This window comes from Achromobacter semiaridum, from assembly GCF_053543755.1.
In genome coordinates this window covers 168,693-184,979 of the sequence record NZ_JBLVOL010000018.1, presented here as the reverse complement: position 1 = coordinate 184,979, position 16,287 = coordinate 168,693, and the positions used below count along the sequence as shown (strand labels likewise).

General features: G+C 65.6%; 13 protein-coding genes. 10 read left to right on the top strand and 3 right to left on the bottom strand.

Translation table 11 applies throughout. The annotated features are described in order from the left end of the window. Nucleotides 1-7 precede the first annotated feature (7 nt). The 8 genes from ACNPP0_RS06275 (at nt 8) to ACNPP0_RS06240 (ending at nt 9,851) form a co-directional block, all read left to right on the top strand. Nucleotides 8-1,090 (top strand): flavodoxin family protein, encoded by a 1,083-nt coding sequence (locus tag ACNPP0_RS06275; protein WP_448705313.1) that lies wholly within the window; start codon nt 8-10, stop codon nt 1,088-1,090. A 60-nt stretch (nt 1,091-1,150) separates the two neighbouring features. Next, a complete protein-coding gene (locus ACNPP0_RS06270; protein ID WP_448705312.1) occupies nt 1,151-1,750 on the top strand; it encodes a low affinity iron permease family protein in 600 nt (199 codons plus the stop codon). A 416-nt stretch (nt 1,751-2,166) separates the two neighbouring features. After that, nucleotides 2,167-4,749, top strand: coding sequence for a nitrite reductase large subunit NirB (nirB, locus tag ACNPP0_RS06265; RefSeq protein ID WP_448705311.1), 2,583 nt, complete (start codon nt 2,167-2,169; stop codon nt 4,747-4,749). Then, nucleotides 4,749-5,111 (top strand): nitrite reductase small subunit NirD, encoded by a 363-nt coding sequence (gene nirD, locus ACNPP0_RS06260; RefSeq protein ID WP_448705310.1) that lies wholly within the window; start codon nt 4,749-4,751, stop codon nt 5,109-5,111. The genes nirB and nirD overlap by 1 nt, the downstream gene beginning before the upstream one ends. A gap of 47 nt (nt 5,112-5,158) precedes the next feature. Further along, nucleotides 5,159-5,971 carry a formate/nitrite transporter family protein gene (locus ACNPP0_RS06255; RefSeq protein ID WP_332608537.1) on the top strand — a complete coding sequence of 271 codons (813 nt, stop codon included), beginning with the start codon at nt 5,159-5,161 and terminating at the stop codon, nt 5,969-5,971. Nucleotides 5,972-5,995: 24 nt separating this feature from the next. Next, the gene (locus tag ACNPP0_RS06250) at nt 5,996-7,759 is read left to right on the top strand and encodes a bifunctional protein-serine/threonine kinase/phosphatase (RefSeq protein ID WP_448705309.1); all 1,764 of its coding nucleotides are present in this window, start codon (nt 5,996-5,998) and stop codon (nt 7,757-7,759) included. Between the two features lie 24 nt (nt 7,760-7,783). Beyond that, nucleotides 7,784-8,557 carry a uroporphyrinogen-III C-methyltransferase gene (gene cobA / locus ACNPP0_RS06245; RefSeq protein WP_448705308.1) on the top strand — a complete coding sequence of 258 codons (774 nt, stop codon included), beginning with the start codon at nt 7,784-7,786 and terminating at the stop codon, nt 8,555-8,557. A 16-nt stretch (nt 8,558-8,573) separates the two neighbouring features. Then, the gene (locus ACNPP0_RS06240) at nt 8,574-9,851 is read left to right on the top strand and encodes a nitrate- and nitrite sensing domain-containing protein (RefSeq protein ID WP_448705307.1); all 1,278 of its coding nucleotides are present in this window, start codon (nt 8,574-8,576) and stop codon (nt 9,849-9,851) included. Between the two features lie 108 nt (nt 9,852-9,959). On the opposite strand, the gene ACNPP0_RS06235 is transcribed toward ACNPP0_RS06240, so the two are convergent. From ACNPP0_RS06235 to ACNPP0_RS06225, 3 genes are all read right to left on the bottom strand, one after another. Next, entirely contained in the window at nt 9,960-11,510 is a 1,551-nt protein-coding gene (locus tag ACNPP0_RS06235; RefSeq protein ID WP_448705306.1) for an MFS transporter, read from the bottom strand. A gap of 118 nt (nt 11,511-11,628) precedes the next feature. Further along, nucleotides 11,629-12,090 carry a MarR family winged helix-turn-helix transcriptional regulator gene (locus ACNPP0_RS06230; protein WP_448705305.1) on the bottom strand — a complete coding sequence of 154 codons (462 nt, stop codon included), beginning with the start codon at nt 12,088-12,090 and terminating at the stop codon, nt 11,629-11,631. A gap of 101 nt (nt 12,091-12,191) precedes the next feature. Beyond that, nucleotides 12,192-13,253 carry a LacI family DNA-binding transcriptional regulator gene (locus ACNPP0_RS06225; protein WP_448705304.1) on the bottom strand — a complete coding sequence of 354 codons (1,062 nt, stop codon included), beginning with the start codon at nt 13,251-13,253 and terminating at the stop codon, nt 12,192-12,194. A 112-nt stretch (nt 13,254-13,365) separates the two neighbouring features. On the opposite strand from ACNPP0_RS06225, the gene ACNPP0_RS06220 reads away from it, so the two are divergent. Beyond that, nucleotides 13,366-14,385, top strand: coding sequence for a TRAP transporter substrate-binding protein (locus tag ACNPP0_RS06220; protein ID WP_448705303.1), 1,020 nt, complete (start codon nt 13,366-13,368; stop codon nt 14,383-14,385). A 9-nt stretch (nt 14,386-14,394) separates the two neighbouring features. Further along, a complete protein-coding gene (locus ACNPP0_RS06215) occupies nt 14,395-16,275 on the top strand; it encodes a TRAP transporter large permease (RefSeq protein ID WP_046807841.1) in 1,881 nt (626 codons plus the stop codon). The last annotated feature ends 12 nt before the right edge of the window (nt 16,276-16,287 follow it).

Genomic DNA, 16,287 nt, shown 5'->3' with positions numbered 1-16,287 from the left:
GAGTTTCATGACCGCACCCAAGCCCGATGTGCGCACCGGTCAATACACCGGCCGCCTTTCGCGCGACACCTTTCGGCTGCGCTTCATGCGCCGCTTCTATGACCCCGCCTTCCAGCCCGAGCAAGCGGCGCTGGACCGGCTGGAAGCCATTGCGTGGGACGCCTATCAGGGCGGCCGCAAGGCGCCCATCACGGTTAAAGCCGGCGCGGCTTATGCCGACCCCGACTACGACCTGTCGGTGGAATGGAAAGACGCCCGCGACCGCCTCGCGCAAGCCGCACAAAAGCAGCGCCGCCCGGACACGCCGTCGCGCGTGCTGGTGGTGGTGGGCGCATCGCGCAATGACGGCACCTGTCCGGGCGAGGTGTCCAAAACGTGGCGTCTGGCGCAGATCGTCTGCGCCGAGCTGGAGGCCGCCCACGTCCAGGCCGACCTGCTGGACCTGAGCCGGCTGACGTCCGAATACCAATATCAGATCCACCCGTGCAAAGGCTGCGTGTCTACCGCCATGCCGCTGTGTCACTGGCCGTGCAGTTGCTATCCCAACCATTCGCTGGGCCAGGACAACGACGCCATGAACGACATCTACGAACAGTGGGTGGCGGCGCACGGCGTGATTCTGTTGGCGCCCACATACTGGTATCAGTCCCCCAGCCCGCTCAAGCTGATGATCGACCGGCTGGTGTGCGCCGACGGCGGCAACCCCGATCCCACCACGACGTCCGGCAAGGACGCGGCCAAGGCCAAGGCCATTGAACTGGCCGGCTGGCCTTATCCAAAACACCTGGCGGGCCGGGCTTATGGCCTGGTGGTCCACGGCGACGTGGCGGGCATCGAAGGCCAGCGCCGCGCCTTGAGCGATTGGCTGGACTGGATGGGCCTGGTCGATGCGGGCTCGATGGCCCGGCTGGACCGGTACATCGGCTATTACGAGCCCTACGCCACCAGCCACGCCGACCTGGACAAGGACACGGCGGTGCAGGAAGAAGTGCGCAACGTTGCGCGGGCCATGGCGCATTGCCTGCCGCGCCTGCGCGCCGGTGAATTGACCCCGCCCGATACGGGGCTGCACGACCCGCGGCCGAAGTAGGCGCCCGCGGTAAATGTTTCGTAGATGAATTCAGAGGATGAGGACTCGCAGGTGATGCTTATGCAGAACGATGTGCAAACGAAGAAGACGGGACGACAACAAAGCGATAAGCAAAGCGACAAGCAAAGCGACAAGCCGGGAAAGCAGCCCCAACCCGTGCCGAAGTCGAACGCCTTCTCGAAATTCTTCGATCATTTTGCCGCGCGCGTCACGCATTGGGCGGGCTCGCCCATGGCGTTCGGGATGGCGTTGTGCGCCGTGATCGTCTGGGCGGTTACCGGCCCGGTCTTCGGCTATTCCGAAACCTGGCAGTTGGTCATCAACACCGGCACCACCATCGTTACGTTCCTGATGGTGTTCCTGATCCAGCAAAGCCAGAACAAGGACGGCCGCGCGCTGCACCTGAAGCTGGACGAACTGCTGATTGCCTTGAAGGGCGCGGACGAACAACTGGTGGACGCCGAACAATTGGACGAAGACAAGCTGCTGGCATTGGCGGCGGCGTGCACGGCACGCGCGCGCGCCAAGGCACGCAGCGACCGCCCCAAGGGAACCAAGTCGCGCCGGTCGAAGTCCGTCAGGGGCGCGAAGACCACCGTGCGTGGCAGCCTGCGCGTACGGCGCGGCGCATTGCGCGCCGGTAAAGACGCCGGCCACTGACCGTCACTGGCCGCGACTGACGCCGCCGATAGTCACCGATGGCCACTGACGACCACTGACCCCCCTGACGGCCGGGCAGCACCGCTGCCCCAGCATGCTGCGCCGCGCCAAAGCAGTGCGCGGTGCACAACAGCTTGCACCGCTTTGACGCACCGCGCGGCCCGGCGCGACGAAGCGCGTATCGCCCGACCCGCCCGTGCGCCCGCGCTTCCACGCCCTTTTCCCCTATGACACAACGCGCAATCACGCCGCGCGCGGCCATTCTTTTCCATCCTGGCATGGTCTTTGCTTAAGTGTCCATGCAGGCCCCAAAAGGCCCGCGACACAATTTAAGCAGTACCGGCAAAGGCGCCCCGACCGACAGGTCCAGGGCGCTTTTTGTCTTTTGAAACCCAAACCACAAGCCTGGGGAAATCATGAAAGCAACGGCCACTCCCGCATCCTTGCAGACCTTGGTTGTCATCGGCAACGGCATGGTGGGCCACCATTGCGTCGAACAGTTGATTGCGCGCGGCGCGCTGGAGCGCTATCGCATCCACGTCTATGGCGAGGAAACGCGCCGCGCCTACGACCGCGTGCATCTGTCCGAATACCTGAATGGGCGCGACGCCGAATCCATGTCGATGAGCGAGGCCGCCTTCTATGAGCGCGACGGGCTGACGCTGCACCTGGGCGAACCGGTGCTGGACATCGACCGCCACGCGCGCGAAGTGGTCACGGCCAATGGGCGGGTCGGCTACGACAAGCTGGTATTGGCCACGGGCTCTTATCCGTTCGTGCCGCCCATTGCCGGCGCCGAGGGCGCGTCGCGCCTGGTGTATCGCAGCATCGACGACCTGGACCTGATCCGCGCGGCCGCCCAAGGGGCGCGTCGCGGCGTGGTGGTGGGCGGCGGCCTGCTGGGGCTGGAGGCGGCCAACGCCTTGAAGTCGCTGAACCTGGAAGCGCACGTGGTGGAGTTCGCGCCGCGGCTGATGCCGGTGCAGCTGGACGAGGAAGGCGGCGCGGCGCTCAAGGCGCGCATTGAAGCGCTGGGCGTGGGCGTGCACCTGTCGCGCGCCACGCAAGACATCAAGCCCGGCACGCAGTATCGGTATCGCATGCGCTTTGCTGAAGGCGCGCCGCTGGAAACCGACCTGATTGTGTTTTCGGCCGGCATCCGCCCGCAGGTGTCGCTGGCGCGCCGCGCCGGCCTGGCGCTGGCCGAACGCGGCGGCGTGGCCATAGACGACCATTGCCGCAGCAGCGATGAAAACATCTACGCCATCGGCGAATGCGCCGCCTGGAACGGCAGCGTGTTCGGGCTGGTGGCGCCGGGTTACCAGATGGCGCGCATCGCCGCCGCCGAGTTGTGCGGCGCGCCGGAACAGCCCTTCACCGGCGCCGACATGTCCACCAAGCTCAAGCTGCTGGGCGTGGACGTCGGTTCCATCGGCGATGCCCATGGCGCCACGCCCGGCGCACGCAGCTACCGCTACATCGACGAAGCCGGCGCCAGCTATCGCCGGCTGGTGGTTTCAGCCGACGGCAAGCGCGTGTTGGGCGCGGTGCTGGTGGGCGACAACCGCTACTACGACACGCTGCTGCAATACGCGCAGAACGGCATCGCGCCGCCCCCCGACCCGGCCAGCCTGATCCTGCCCGCCAGCAGCGCCGCGCCCGCCCTTGGCGTGGATGCGCTGCCCGCCACCGCCACGATCTGCTCCTGTCACAACGTCAGCAAGGGTGCCGTCAGCGCCGCCATCGACGGCGGCTGCACCGACCTGGCCGGCGTCAAAAGCTGCACCAAGGCGGCCTCGGGCTGCGGCGGTTGCGCCGCGCTGCTCAAGCAAGTGGTGGAACACGAACTGGCCGGTCGAGGCGTCACCGTCGACAAGAGCCTGTGCGAACACTTTGCCTATACCCGCCAGGAGCTCTACGCCATCGTGCGGGTCGGCGGCATCGAAACGTTTGAAGAACTGTTGGCCAGCCACGGCAAGGGCCACGTCGGCTGCGACATCTGCAAGCCCGCCGTGGGGTCGATTCTGGCGTCGTGCTGGAACCGCCCCATCCAGGAACCGCGCCTGGTGCCGCTGCAAGACACCAACGATACCTTCATGGCCAACATGCAGAAGAACGGCACCTATTCGGTGGTGCCGCGCATACCGGCCGGCGAGATCACGCCCGACGGCCTGATCGCCATCGGCGCCGTCGCCAAGAAATACAAGCTGTACACCAAGATCACGGGCGGCCAGCGTATCGACCTGTTCGGCGCGCAGCTGCACGAGCTGCCGGACATCTGGAACGAACTGATCGCCGCCGGCTTCGAAACCGGCCACGCCTACGGCAAGTCCACCCGCACGGTGAAGTCCTGCGTGGGCAGCACGTGGTGCCGTTACGGCGTGCAGGACAGCGTGCGCATGGCGCTGGACATCGAACACCGCTACAAGGGCCTGCGTTCGCCGCACAAGCTGAAGTTCGCCGTGTCGGGCTGCACCCGCGAATGCGCCGAGGCGCAAAGCAAGGACATCGGCGTCATCGCCACGGAAAACGGCTGGAACCTGTACGTGTGCGGCAACGGCGGCATGCGTCCGCGCCACGCCGAACTGTTCGCCACCGACCTGGACGACGCCACGCTGATCCGCATGATCGACCGCGTGCTGATGTTCTACATCCGTACCGCCGACAAGCTGCAACGCACGTCCGTCTGGCGCGAGTCGCTGGAAGGTGGGCTGGACTATCTGAAGGACGTAGTGCTGAACGACAGCCTGGGCCTGGGCGCCGAGCTGGAAGCGCAGATGCAGCTGGTGGTGGACCGCTACGAATGCGAATGGGCCAACACCGTCAGCAGCCCCGAAAAACTCAAGCGCTTCCGCACCTTCGTCAATGAGCGCGGCGGCGACCCCGACATTCAATTCGTTCAAGAACGCGGCCAACCCCGCCCCGCGCCGGCCGCCTCGGCGTCCTTGCCCACACGCCCGGCGGCGCGCGTCATCCCCATCGCCGAGGAGATCGTCTGATGAACGCCCTAGCCCCCGCCCCCGCCCCCCAAGCACCGGCCTGGCGCGCGGTCTGCACCCGCGATGACCTGGTTGCCGACTCCGGCGTGGTCGTCTTGCTGGACAGCCGGCAGATTGCCTTGTTCTACCTGCCCGATGCCGACGGCCCGGATTTATACGCCATTGAAAACCGCGATCCCAAGTCGGGCGCGAACGTCATCGGGCGCGGGCTGGTCGCGCATCTGGGCGGCAGCCTGGTTGTGGCCTCGCCGCTCTACAAGCAGCACTTCCGGCTGATTGACGGCAGCTGCGTGCAATACCCCGAACAGCAATTGCGCACCTGGCAGGCCCGGTTCAACGGCGACACCGTTGAAATCGCCTGACGCCGCCCCCGCTTCTTTTTTCATGTCATCAACGCAATAGGTAAATCATGTCCTACCTGGTCCCTTCCGAATTCGTCACCAAGATGGTGGACGCCGGCGAATCGAAAATCTACATGGCGACGCGCGACGTCCTGATCCGCGCCTTCATGGCGGGCGCCATCCTGGCCATTGCCGCCGTGTTCGCGGTGACCGTCACGGTGCAGACCGGTTCCCCCATTCTGGGCGCGGCGCTGTTTCCCGTGGGCTTCTGCATCCTGTACCTGATGGGCTTTGACCTGTTGACCGGCGTGTTTGTGCTGACGCCGCTGGCACTGTTCGACAAGCGCCCTGGCGTGACCGCGAAGGCCATCCTCAAGCACTGGGGCGTTGTCTTTGTCGGCAATTTCCTGGGCGCGCTGACGGTGGCCGTGTTGATGTCGATTGTGTTTACCTACGGCTTTTCCGTGCCGCCCAACAAGGTCGGCGAAGTCATTGCGCACATCGGCGAAAACCGCACGCTGGGCTACAAGGAATACGGCGCCGGCGGCATGTTGACGATCTTCATCCGGGGCGTGCTGTGCAACTGGATGGTGTCGCTGGGCGTGGTCGGCGCCATGATTTCGACGTCGGTCAGCGGCAAGGTCATCGCCATGTGGATGCCCGTGATGCTGTTCTTTGCGATGGGCTTCGAACACTCCATCGTCAACATGTTCCTGTTCCCGTCGGCGATGATCATGGGCGGTAATTTTTCCATCATGGACTACATGATCTGGAACGAAATCCCCGTGGTGCTGGGCAACTTGATCGGCGGCCTGTCGCTGACCGGCCTGACGCTGTACACCACGCACATGAAGACCGCGCCCAAGCGCCGCTTCAACTGATTGCGCCGCGGGACGCCCACCGTAATGGACCGCCGCGAACCCGGCCCAAGCACCGCCGCTACGTTGCAGGTGGCGGTGGGCCAGCACACCGAGCCGGGCGTCAAACCCGTCAACCAGGATTTTCACGGCCTGTGCGTGCCGGGCGAGCCCTTGCTGCACACCAAGGGCATCGCCATTGCGCTGGCCGACGGCATCAGCAGCAGCCAGGTCAGCCACATCGCCAGCGAAACGGCGGTGGCGAGCTTTCTGGAAGACTATTACTGCACGCCGGAAACCTGGTCGGTGAAAAAGTCGGCGCACAAGGTATTAAGCGCGGCCAACAGCTGGCTGCACGGGCAAACGCGCCAACGCCATCACGCCGACCAGCCGCGCGACGCGGATCGCGGCTATGTCTGCACCATGACCGTAATGGTGCTGAAAGCCACCACCGCGCACATCCTGCACATTGGCGACGCGCGCATCTACCGTTTGCGCGCGGGCGTGATGGAGCAGCTGACCGACGACCATCGCGTGTGGATATCGCAAGACAAAAGCTATCTGGGCCGCGCGCTGGGCCTGGCGCCGCACTTGGAAGTGGACTACCACACGCAGCCGCTGGAAGCCGGCGACGTCTTTCTGCTGGCCACCGACGGCGTCTACGAACATATCAATGCGGACGACGTGGCCCAGGCCATCGCGGCGCACCCCGACGCATTGGACGCGGCGGCGCGCCGCCTGGCGCAACGGGCGCTGGAACGCGGCAGCACCGACAACCTGACCGCGCAGATCGTCCGCATCGACGCCCTGCCCCCACGCCGCGCCTTTGAACTGGCGGGATACAGCCTGAACCTGCCCTGCCCGCCGCTGCTGGCGGCCGGCATGGAATTCGAGGGCTTTCGCATCCAGGACGAGCTGCACGCCAGCCACCGCAGCCACGTCTATCTGGCACACGACATCGACAGCGGCGACGCGGTGGTTATCAAGGTTCCGTCGCTGGACTTGCGGCATGACCCGGCGTATCTGGAACGCCTGCTGACCGAGGAATGGATTGCCCGCCGCATTGACAGCCGCCACGTCGTGCGCGCCTGGGCCATGCCGCGCGAGCGCCGCACGCTGTATACGGTCAGCGAATACCTGCCCGGGCGCACGCTGACGCGCTGGATGGCCGAAAACCCGCGCCCCACGCTGGCGCAGGCGGTGACGCTGATTGAACAGGTTGCCCGTGGCCTGCAAGCGTTTCATCGGCTGGACATCGTGCACCAGGACCTGCGGCCCGACAACGTGCTGATCGGTGACGACGGCGTGGCGCGCATCATCGACCTGGGCTCGACCCAGGCGGCGGGACTGTGGGATGCCGCCGCGCAGGGCGAAGACCCGCCCGCCATGCTGGGCACCGCCCAATACGCCGCGCCTGAGTACTTTTTGGGCGAGGCGGGCACGCCGCGATCCGACCTGTATTCCCTGGCCGCCATGCTCTACCAGATGCTGTCCGGCCGGCTGCCCTATGGCGCCGACGTGGCGCGCGCGCGCAGCCGCGCCGCACAGATGCGGCTGACGTATGTATCGGTGCTGGACCGTGACCGCGAACTGCCCGCCTGGATCGACGGCGTGCTAAGCCGGGCGCTGCACCCCGACCCCGCGCTGCGCACGTCCGAGCTATCGGAATTCACGCATGCGCTGCGCCATCCGCCCGATGCCGCGCGCCGGGGCGAACGGCTGCCGCTGCTGGAACGCAACCCTTTGGCGTTCTGGAAAGGCCTGTGCCTGGTCCAGTTCGTCGTCGTTATTTTTCTTTTGCTTGATCGCTGAATCCTGCATCCCCTGGAGCCCATCATGAATCCTTCCGTCTGGCTGATCGGCGCCGGCCCCGGCGACCCCGAACTGCTTACGATCAAAGCCGTGCGGGCGTTGGGGCAAGCCGACGTCGTCCTGGTCGATGACCTGGTCAACCCGCAAGTGCTGGACTACTGCCCGCAGGCGCGGCTGGTCTATGTGGGCAAGCGCGGCGGCTGCCGTTCGACCCCGCAGGAATTCATCCAGCGCCTGATGCTGCGCTATGCCCGCCAAGGGCTGCGCGTAGCGCGGCTAAAGGGCGGAGACCCTTGCATTTTCGGTCGCGGCGGCGAAGAAGCCCAATGGCTTAGCGACCATGGCGTGGCCTGTGAAATCGTCAACGGCATCACGGCCGGGCTGGCCGCCGCCACCGCTTGCGGCATCCCATTGACCCAACGCGGCATGGCCCAGGGCGTTACACTGATCACCGCCCATTCCCAGGACGGCGCCACGCCTGACTGGACGGGGCTGGCGCAAAGCGGCACGACGCTGGTGGTCTATATGGGGGTAGCCAAATTGCACGACATGAGCAGCCAGTTGCTGGCAGCCGGCATGGCGCCCGACACGCCCGTGGCGATGATCGAACGCGCGTCGTTGTCGGATCAACGTGAATGCCGCTCGACACTGTCCAGCATGACGTCCGACGCCACGGCCTTTCAGCTGCGCAGCCCCGCCGTGCTGGTCATCGGCCACGTCGCGGCATGCCACGTGCTTGATGTGGTTGATACCCCCCTGCCGCAAGCCGCCGAACCGCCGATGCGCCGCTGCGCCTGATCACCCCCTTGCCCTTATGGTTGAACGCCACATCCCACCCCCGCTGCGTTTCCTGCTTGCCGCGCGTCGCAGTGAACTGCACGGCCTGGAAAGCCTGGCCATCACGTGCGAGCTGGCGGTGCACGTCAGCGCGCTGGTGCACGCGCTGCAAAAAGAACGCGGCTATTCCAACCTGACGCTGTGTAGCGCAAAGAACGGCGTGCCGCGGGACGGCAAGGCCCGGACGCTGACCGGGCTGGTGCAGGAGGCCGCCCGCGTCGAGACGGACGTGCGCCGTTTTCTAGACGGGCCGGCCGCCACCGCGCCCCACGCCGGCGACAAGGCGCGCCTGCTTAACTGCATCGCCTTCGCGCTGTTTCGGCTGGACGAATTGCCGGCGCTGCGCCGCCAGGTGCGCGACGTGTCGCTACCCGCCGACGACGCCGACGCCCGCTACACGCAGATCATCAGCAGCCTGCTGGCCGTTGTGTTTGAAGCCGCGGACTCGGCGCTGGACCCGGGCGTGACGCGGCTTTTGGTGGCGCTGCTTAACTTCATGCAGGGCAAGGAACTTAGCGGCCAGGAACGGGCCGCCGGGGTCATCGGCTTTACCAACGGTTTCTTCACCGACCCGCAGAAGGCCCGCATGCTGGGACTGGCCGCGCACCAGGCGCGCAGCTTCGACATCTACGCGCAATATGCCGAAGCGGCGGCGCTGCAACGCTGGGAAAGCATCCAGCAGCAAGGCCAGCCGGTCGAGCGCCTGCGCGACATGGCGCAGCGCACGTCCGCCGACCAGCGCGTGGATGGCACGCTGGCCGAGCAGTGGTTTGAACTGTGCACCGCGCGCATCGATGCCATGCGCGACGTAGAAAGCCTGTTGGCGCAGGCGCTGGCGCGGCAATGCGAACGCCGCATCGTTGAAACCCGCCAGGAACTGGACGACCGACAACTGCTGCTGTCGCGCTACGCCGACCACGCCAGCGGTCGCGCCCCCAGCATGGTGTTCAGCGTGCAAAGCCGGCCGCTGGACACGCCGCCCGCCGATGGCGTGGGCAGCGTGCTGGAGCGATCCATTCTTGAAATGATGCGCGAGCAGACGCTGCACATGCAGCGCACTGACGACGCCTTGAACTCCGTGCGCGGCGCGCTGGAAGAAAGAAAGCGCATCGACCGCGCCAAGCGTCTGCTGATCAACCAATACGGCCTGACCGAGCAGGCCGCCCATGAACGCCTGCAACGCGCAGCCATGGACGGCGGCCTGTCCCTGGCCGATGTCGCGCGGCAGGTGATCGGGCAGCTGGGGTCGAACTGACGGCCGGGGTCGGAACGGCTGTGCTGCCGAAACAGGCGCGCTACCGGAACGGCCGCGTGATCGCAACACACGCGTTATCGGAACACCCGCGTTATCGGAACAGCCGCTTTATCGGAACACCCGCTGCGTCCAGCTGATCAGCACGCCGGCTACCGCCAACACGGCCAGGGCCCGGAAGTGATCCAGATTGGCCAGCAGCGTCGATTGCTGATCCACCAATTGCGCGATGCGCGCCAGCGCCATACGCTGCGCCTGCGCCGGATCTGCCACCGCGCCGTACACGCTGCTTAACGCCGTCTTGGCCGCTTCGAAATTGGCGTTACCGGCCGCCACGCTCGCTTCCAGGACGTTGTAGTGCTTCGAGGTCAACCACTGTTGCCCGACGGTGGCCGCCATGATGCCCAGCGCCTGCCCCACTTGCGCCAGCATGTTCTTGACCTGCTGCGCATGCGCGAACACCGCTGGGTCGTGCGTCAGCCCGGTGAACGTGTTCATGGCGGTGGCGGGCATCAAGATCATGATGAAGACGCCATAGCAAGCCAGCGCCGGCAGCACATCGGCCCAGGGATCAGCCGTTGGCGTCAGCCGCGACATCAGCACACTGAACGCCGCCAGCGCGACAAAACCGGCCACGAAGAATTTGCGCGGCGACGGCCAACGCGGCAGCAGTTGCGCCATGACCGCAAAGGTCAGCACGCCCGCCCCCAGGCCCATCGCGAAGAACATGCCCGTGTTGGCCCACGACAGGCCCAGCGCGCGTTGCAGCATCTGCGGCACCAGGTAGCCGTTGGCGCCCAACATCAGATAACAGAACATGAAGAGCGCCAGGCCGCACAGAAAGCGCACCTCTTTCATGCCGCCCAACTTGAGCAGCGGCGCGCCGTTGCGCGTCTCGGCGCGGACGAAATACGCCAGTGCCAGCAGGCCGCCCAGGGCGAACAGCACCAGCCGATGGCGGTCGCTGAAAAAGTCGTAGTAGGACCGCTGCAACGCATGCAGCAGCAGAAAGCTGCCCACGCCCAACGCCGCAATCGGCACCAAGCGCGCCTGCCCCGCCACCGTGGCGCCGGCTTGTTTGCCCGGCATGGCGCGCGCCACCGGCCACATGGCCAGCAGCGACAGGCCGGCCACCAGCCAGAACATCAGCGGCCAGCCATCATGGTCCACCGCCGCCGATGCCAGCAACGGCCCCAGCGCCGTGCCGGTGCACAGGCCCGTGGCCAGGGCCTTGATGCCATGAAAGCGCGCGGGCCCCGGCGGGATCAGGTTTACCGTCAAACGGGACGACGTCAGCATGGCCGCGCACCCGGTCGCCATCAGCACACGGCCCAGCAGAAAGCCGGCCTCGCCCCGAGACATCGCGCACACCGCGGCCCCCGCCGCCGCCGCGCCCAGCGACGCCAGCAAATACCGGCGCAAGCCCAGGTGATGCACCAGCCAGCCTTGCAACGCAATCATCACCACGGCGACGCAGGCGTAGATGACGGCAACGGACGTGTATTCCTCGGGGCTGGCGCCGATTTCCCCCATGATGGGCGTGGCGGCAAACGTGACCATGCCGTTTTGCAGAAAGTCGATGAACGTCAGCGCGCCGATGGTGGCCAGCAAGGCAGGAGGAATTCGGGGGCTGGATGGCGCGTCGCTGGAAAAGGCTTGCATGGCTGTGGTTTATTCTTATGCCCAGGCTGTATATGCCTAGGCAGATAAATGGATAAAAAAATGAAAAGGGAAAAAGGGCCTACGGGTCGCGGCGTACGGGTCCCTGCGTACGGGCTACCTACGCCTCGTCCGCCTGCGCATTCAACAACACGCGCGACAACAGCTTGTGCAGCGTCTCGGCATCCGCTTCCGAAAAGCCGGCCAACAGGCGCCGCATGGCGACTTCCGTAGCGGCCAGCGCCTGCGGCAATGCGGCTTGCCCCTGTTCGGTCAATTCGATCAGGTAGCTGCGCCGGTCGGATTCGTTTTCGACGCGGCGGATAAAGCCCTTGGCCACAATCCGATCCAGCAGCCGCGTCATCGCGCCCGAGTCATACGCCAGCACCCGGCAGAAATCGCTAAGCGTGCGGCCCCACCCTTTGGCCAGGCAGTTCAGCACCACGTACTGCGGGGTCGTCAGGTCAAAGGGCGCCAGCTCGCGCTCCAGCGCATCGTGAATGCTGCCGCGCACGGACGTGATCATGAATCCGAGTTCACCGGTGTAGAAGCGGTCCAGCACGGCGGGTTTAGCGGTGGCCATGGTTGTCTCGGGGCGGGGGTGGGGATGGCGATTGCGATTGCCGATAGCGGATTTTATCTGCCTAGGCAGTTAAATAGCAAGCCTGTTGAAGCAAACTTTTCTCATGGCAGGTTTTCCCGAAAAATCACCTGGCTGCGCGCCAGTTCCACGCCGTTCATCGGGCTGCGCTTGTCGCGCAGATTGCTGAAGATGCGCACGCAGCTCATCAGCGCTTCCATCGGGCTTTGCGTAATGACCGCGTCCATGGTCCCGTCGATCAACAGCGAGCGCGTGTCCGGCGTCAGCCCGTGGCCGATGAACACCACCCGATGCTGCAAGCCGGCCTCTTTCAACGCGCGCGCCACGCCGTCCGACGCGCCCCCGATGTTGTAGATGCCCGCCAGGTTGGGATATTGCTCAAGCAACTGCCGCGTCTGCTCGTAGTTGCGCTGCGCATCGTCATAGCCTTCGCGCAGATCCACCACCTGCATCGCCTGGAACTGTTCGGCATACAGCTGCAAGAAGCCGCTCTCGCGTTCCTCGTGCGCGCGGTAATGGCGCGAGCCCGCAATCAGCGCCACGTGCGCCGCGCGCGGGCCGACAAAGCGCGCAATCAGGTAACCCGCCGTGCGCCCGGCGGCGCGATTGTCCAGCCCCACGTAAGCCGTGCGCGCGCTGTTGGCCAGGTCCGAAATCAGCGTCACCGTGGGCACGCCCTGCTGCGCCAGCGTGTTGACGGCTTCGCGCACCACGGGATGTTCCAGCGCCATGAAGGCAATGCCGTCGGCGCGCTTGCCGTGCTTGGCCAGCGCCTGGGCCAGCGCGTCGGGGTTGAAGCTTTCAACGTATTCGATCTGGCACTTGGCGTTCAGCGGGCCGAAGTGTTCATGCGCATAGCTGACGGTGTCGCCCAGCATGCGCAAGTACCGGTTGCTGCCGCGCGGCAGCAGGAATACCAGCCGCATGGGCTCGGCGGGCAAGGCGGCGGCCAAATCCTGTTCGGGCAGATAGTCCAGTTCCATGGCGGCCTTCAACACCTTCTGGGCGGTGTTGGCGCGCACGCCGGGCCGGCGATTCAGCACACGATCGGCGGTGGCGGTGGACACGCCGGCCCGTGCGGCCACATCGGCCAAACGGGCTAGCTTGCGGTCGGGCGACATTCTATTCACATCAAAAACCATCATGAATAAGGTTTGACGATGATAGCGTCAATTCACTATTGTCCAGTCTGCCGCATGGTTATGGCGCTTTTGTGGCACATCAAAAAACATCATAAAACCGATTTTGGAGACAACCATGAAGCTGCTGACACGCCGTAGTGTTCTGCGCCGCCTTTGCGCGGTGCCCGCCGTTGCCCTGGCCGGCGGATTCCCGCTGATCGCCCGCGCGGCCGACTACACGCTCAAGTACGGCAACAACCTGCCGGTAACGCACCCGCTGAACATCCGAGCACAAGAAGCCGCCGACCGCATCCTGAAAGAAAGCAACGGCCGCGTCGACATCAAGATTTTCCCGAACAACCAGCTGGGCGGCGATACCGACATGCTGGCGCAAGTGCGCTCGGGTGGCATCGACTTTTTCACCCCGTCGGCGCTGGTCATCGCCACGCTGGTGCCGGTGGCCGCCATCAATGCCGTGGGCTTCGCGTTCAAGGACTACAGCCAGGTCTGGGGTGCCATGGACGGCCCGCTGGGCGCGCCCGTGCGCGCCGCCATCGCGCAGCGCAAGCTCTACGCGTTTGAAAAGATGTGGGACAACGGTTTCCGCCAAACCACCAGCAGCAAGGCGCCCGTCACCACGGCCGCCGACATGGACGGCTTGAAGATCCGCGTGCCGGTCAGCTCGCTGCCCATCTCGATGTTCAAGGGCCTGGGCGCCGCGCCCGCCAGCTTGCAGTTCAGCGAGGTGTATTCGTCGTTGCAGACCAAGGTGGTTGACGCGCAGGAAAACCCCCTGCCCATCATCCAGGTGGCCAAGCTTTACGAAGTGCAGAAGTATTGTTCGCTGACCAACCACATCTGGGACGGCTACTGGTTCATCGCCAACGGCCGCATGTGGGAAGGCCTGCCGCAAGACCTGAAGACCATCGTTGCGCGCGGCATCAACGAAGCCGGCCTGGCACAGCGTGAAGACATCAAGAAGCTGAACGCGTCGGTGCAGTCCGACCTGGAAGCCAAGGGCCTGAAATTCAACCAGCCGGCCCCGGACACCTTCCGCCAGGCGCTGCGCACCGCAGGCTTCTACAAGGAATGGCAGGGCCGCTTCGGCAACGAAGCCTGGTCGCTGCTGGAACAAAGCGTCGGCAAGCTGGCCTGAGGTCGCGCCATGTCTTCCTTGTCCGCCCCCCACGCCGCCACCCCGGTGCTGCCGGCCAACCCCTTGCGGCGCGCCGCCAACGCGCTGGACAGCGTGCTGGGCGGCGTGGTCGAGCACGTTGCGGCCGCCATCGTGCTGGTCGAGATCTGCGTGCTGTTCGCGGGTGTCGTCGCGCGCTACGCCTTCCACAGCCCCTTGGTCTGGTCCGACGAACTGGCTTCCATCCTGTTCCTGTGGCTGTCGATGCTGGGCGCCGTGGTTGCGCTGCGGCGCGGCGAACACATGCGCATGACGGCGCTGGTCAACAACGTCAGCCCGGCCCGGCGCGCGCAGCTGGAGACGGCGGCGCTCGCCGCGTCGCTAGCCTTCCTGGTGCTGATCCTGTCGCCCGCGATCGAATACGCGCACGAAGAACACTTCATCATCACGCCCGCGCTGGAACTGTCCAACGCCTGGCGCGCCGCCGCCATTCCCGTGGGCATGGCGCTGATGGGCGTGGTGGCCTTGCTGCGCCTGTTGCGCACGCAGCCGCTGCGCCATGTGCTCGTGGCGTTGGCCGGCGTGGCCGTGGTGGTTGCCCTGTTCTGGTTGGCGCAGCCCATGTTCAAGGGCCTGGGCAAGCTGAACCTGGTGATCTTCTTCGTGGGCATCGTCGCGGCCACCGTGTTCTCTGGCGTGCCGATTGCGTTCTCGTTCGCGCTGGCCACGTTTTCGTACCTGGCGTTGACGACCAACACGCCCATGGAAGTCATGGTGGGCCGGCTGGATGAAGGCATGTCGCACCTGATGCTGCTGGCCGTGCCGCTGTTCATCTTCCTGGGGTCGTTGATCGAGATGACCGGCATGGCGCGCGCCATGATCCAGTTCCTGGCCAGCCTGCTGGGCCATGTGCGCGGCGGCTTGTCCTACGTGCTGATCGGCGCGATGTATCTGGTGTCGGGCATCTCGGGCTCGAAGATCGCCGACATGGCGGCCATCGCCCCTGTGCTGTTCCCGGAAATGCGCAAGCGCGGCGCCAAGCCGGGCGACCTGGTGGCGCTGCTGTCCGCCACGGGCGCGCAGACCGAGACCATACCGCCGTCGATTGTGCTGATCACCATCGGCTCGGTTACCGGCGTGTCGATTGCCGCGCTGTTCACGGGCGGCCTGCTGCCGGCCGTGGTGCTGGGCCTGGCGCTGTGCTCGGTGGTGTGGTGGCGTTACCGCCGCGAAGACCTGAGCCTGGTGCAACGTTTCAGCTTCAAAGAGATCGGCCGCTTTTTCGTGATCGCCCTGCCCGCCGTGGCCCTGCCGTTTGTCATCCGCGCGGCGGTGGTCGAAGGCGTGGCCACCGCCACCGAAGTGTCCACCATCGGCATCGTGTATTCCGCGCTGATCGGCATCCTGATCTACCGCCGCTTCGACTGGGCGCGCCTGCGCCCCATGCTGATCGAAACCGCCTCGCTATCCGGCGCCATCATGTTGATCGTGGGTTGCGCCACGGCCATGGCGTGGGCGTTGACGCAGTCCGGCTTCTCGGGCGATCTGGCCAAGTTGATGGCCGGCATGCCCGGCGGCAGCTACGGCTTTCTGGCCGTGTCCATCGTGGCGTTCATCATCCTGGGCAGCGTGCTGGAAGGCATACCCGCCATCGTGCTGTTCGGCCCCCTGCTGTTCCCGATCGCGGTGCAGGCCGGCGTGCACGAAGTGCATTACGCAATGGTCGTCATCTTCGCCATGGGCATCGGCCTGTTCGCGCCGCCCTTCGGCGTGGGCTATTACGGCGCTTGCGCCATCAGCCGCGTCGACCCCAACGAGGGCATCGGCCCCATCTGGGGTTACGTTGCGGCGCTGCTGATCGGCCTGATCATCGTGGCGGCCTTCCCCTGGTTCTCCATCGGCTTCCTGTGACCCGACGCGGCC

Bases quoted from the DNA above. Each gene is read 5' to 3' on its own strand.
- ACNPP0_RS06220 (WP_448705303.1), top strand. From the start codon at position 13,366: ATGAAGCTGCTGACACGCCGTAGTGTTCTGCGCCGCCTTTGCGCGGTG.
- ACNPP0_RS06230 (WP_448705305.1), bottom strand. From the start codon at position 12,090: ATGGCCACCGCTAAACCCGCCGTGCTGGACCGCTTCTACACCGGTGAA.
- ACNPP0_RS06215 (WP_046807841.1), top strand. From the start codon at position 14,395: ATGTCTTCCTTGTCCGCCCCCCACGCCGCCACCCCGGTGCTGCCGGCC.
- cobA (WP_448705308.1), top strand. From the start codon at position 7,784: ATGAATCCTTCCGTCTGGCTGATCGGCGCCGGCCCCGGCGACCCCGAA.
- ACNPP0_RS06275 (WP_448705313.1), top strand. From the start codon at position 8: ATGACCGCACCCAAGCCCGATGTGCGCACCGGTCAATACACCGGCCGC.
- ACNPP0_RS06270 (WP_448705312.1), top strand. From the start codon at position 1,151: ATGCAGAACGATGTGCAAACGAAGAAGACGGGACGACAACAAAGCGAT.
- nirD (WP_448705310.1), top strand. From the start codon at position 4,749: ATGAACGCCCTAGCCCCCGCCCCCGCCCCCCAAGCACCGGCCTGGCGC.
- nirB (WP_448705311.1), top strand. From the start codon at position 2,167: ATGAAAGCAACGGCCACTCCCGCATCCTTGCAGACCTTGGTTGTCATC.
- ACNPP0_RS06240 (WP_448705307.1), top strand. From the start codon at position 8,574: ATGGTTGAACGCCACATCCCACCCCCGCTGCGTTTCCTGCTTGCCGCG.
- ACNPP0_RS06250 (WP_448705309.1), top strand. From the start codon at position 5,996: ATGGACCGCCGCGAACCCGGCCCAAGCACCGCCGCTACGTTGCAGGTG.
- ACNPP0_RS06225 (WP_448705304.1), bottom strand. From the start codon at position 13,253: ATGATGGTTTTTGATGTGAATAGAATGTCGCCCGACCGCAAGCTAGCC.
- ACNPP0_RS06255 (WP_332608537.1), top strand. From the start codon at position 5,159: ATGTCCTACCTGGTCCCTTCCGAATTCGTCACCAAGATGGTGGACGCC.
- ACNPP0_RS06235 (WP_448705306.1), bottom strand. From the start codon at position 11,510: ATGCAAGCCTTTTCCAGCGACGCGCCATCCAGCCCCCGAATTCCTCCT.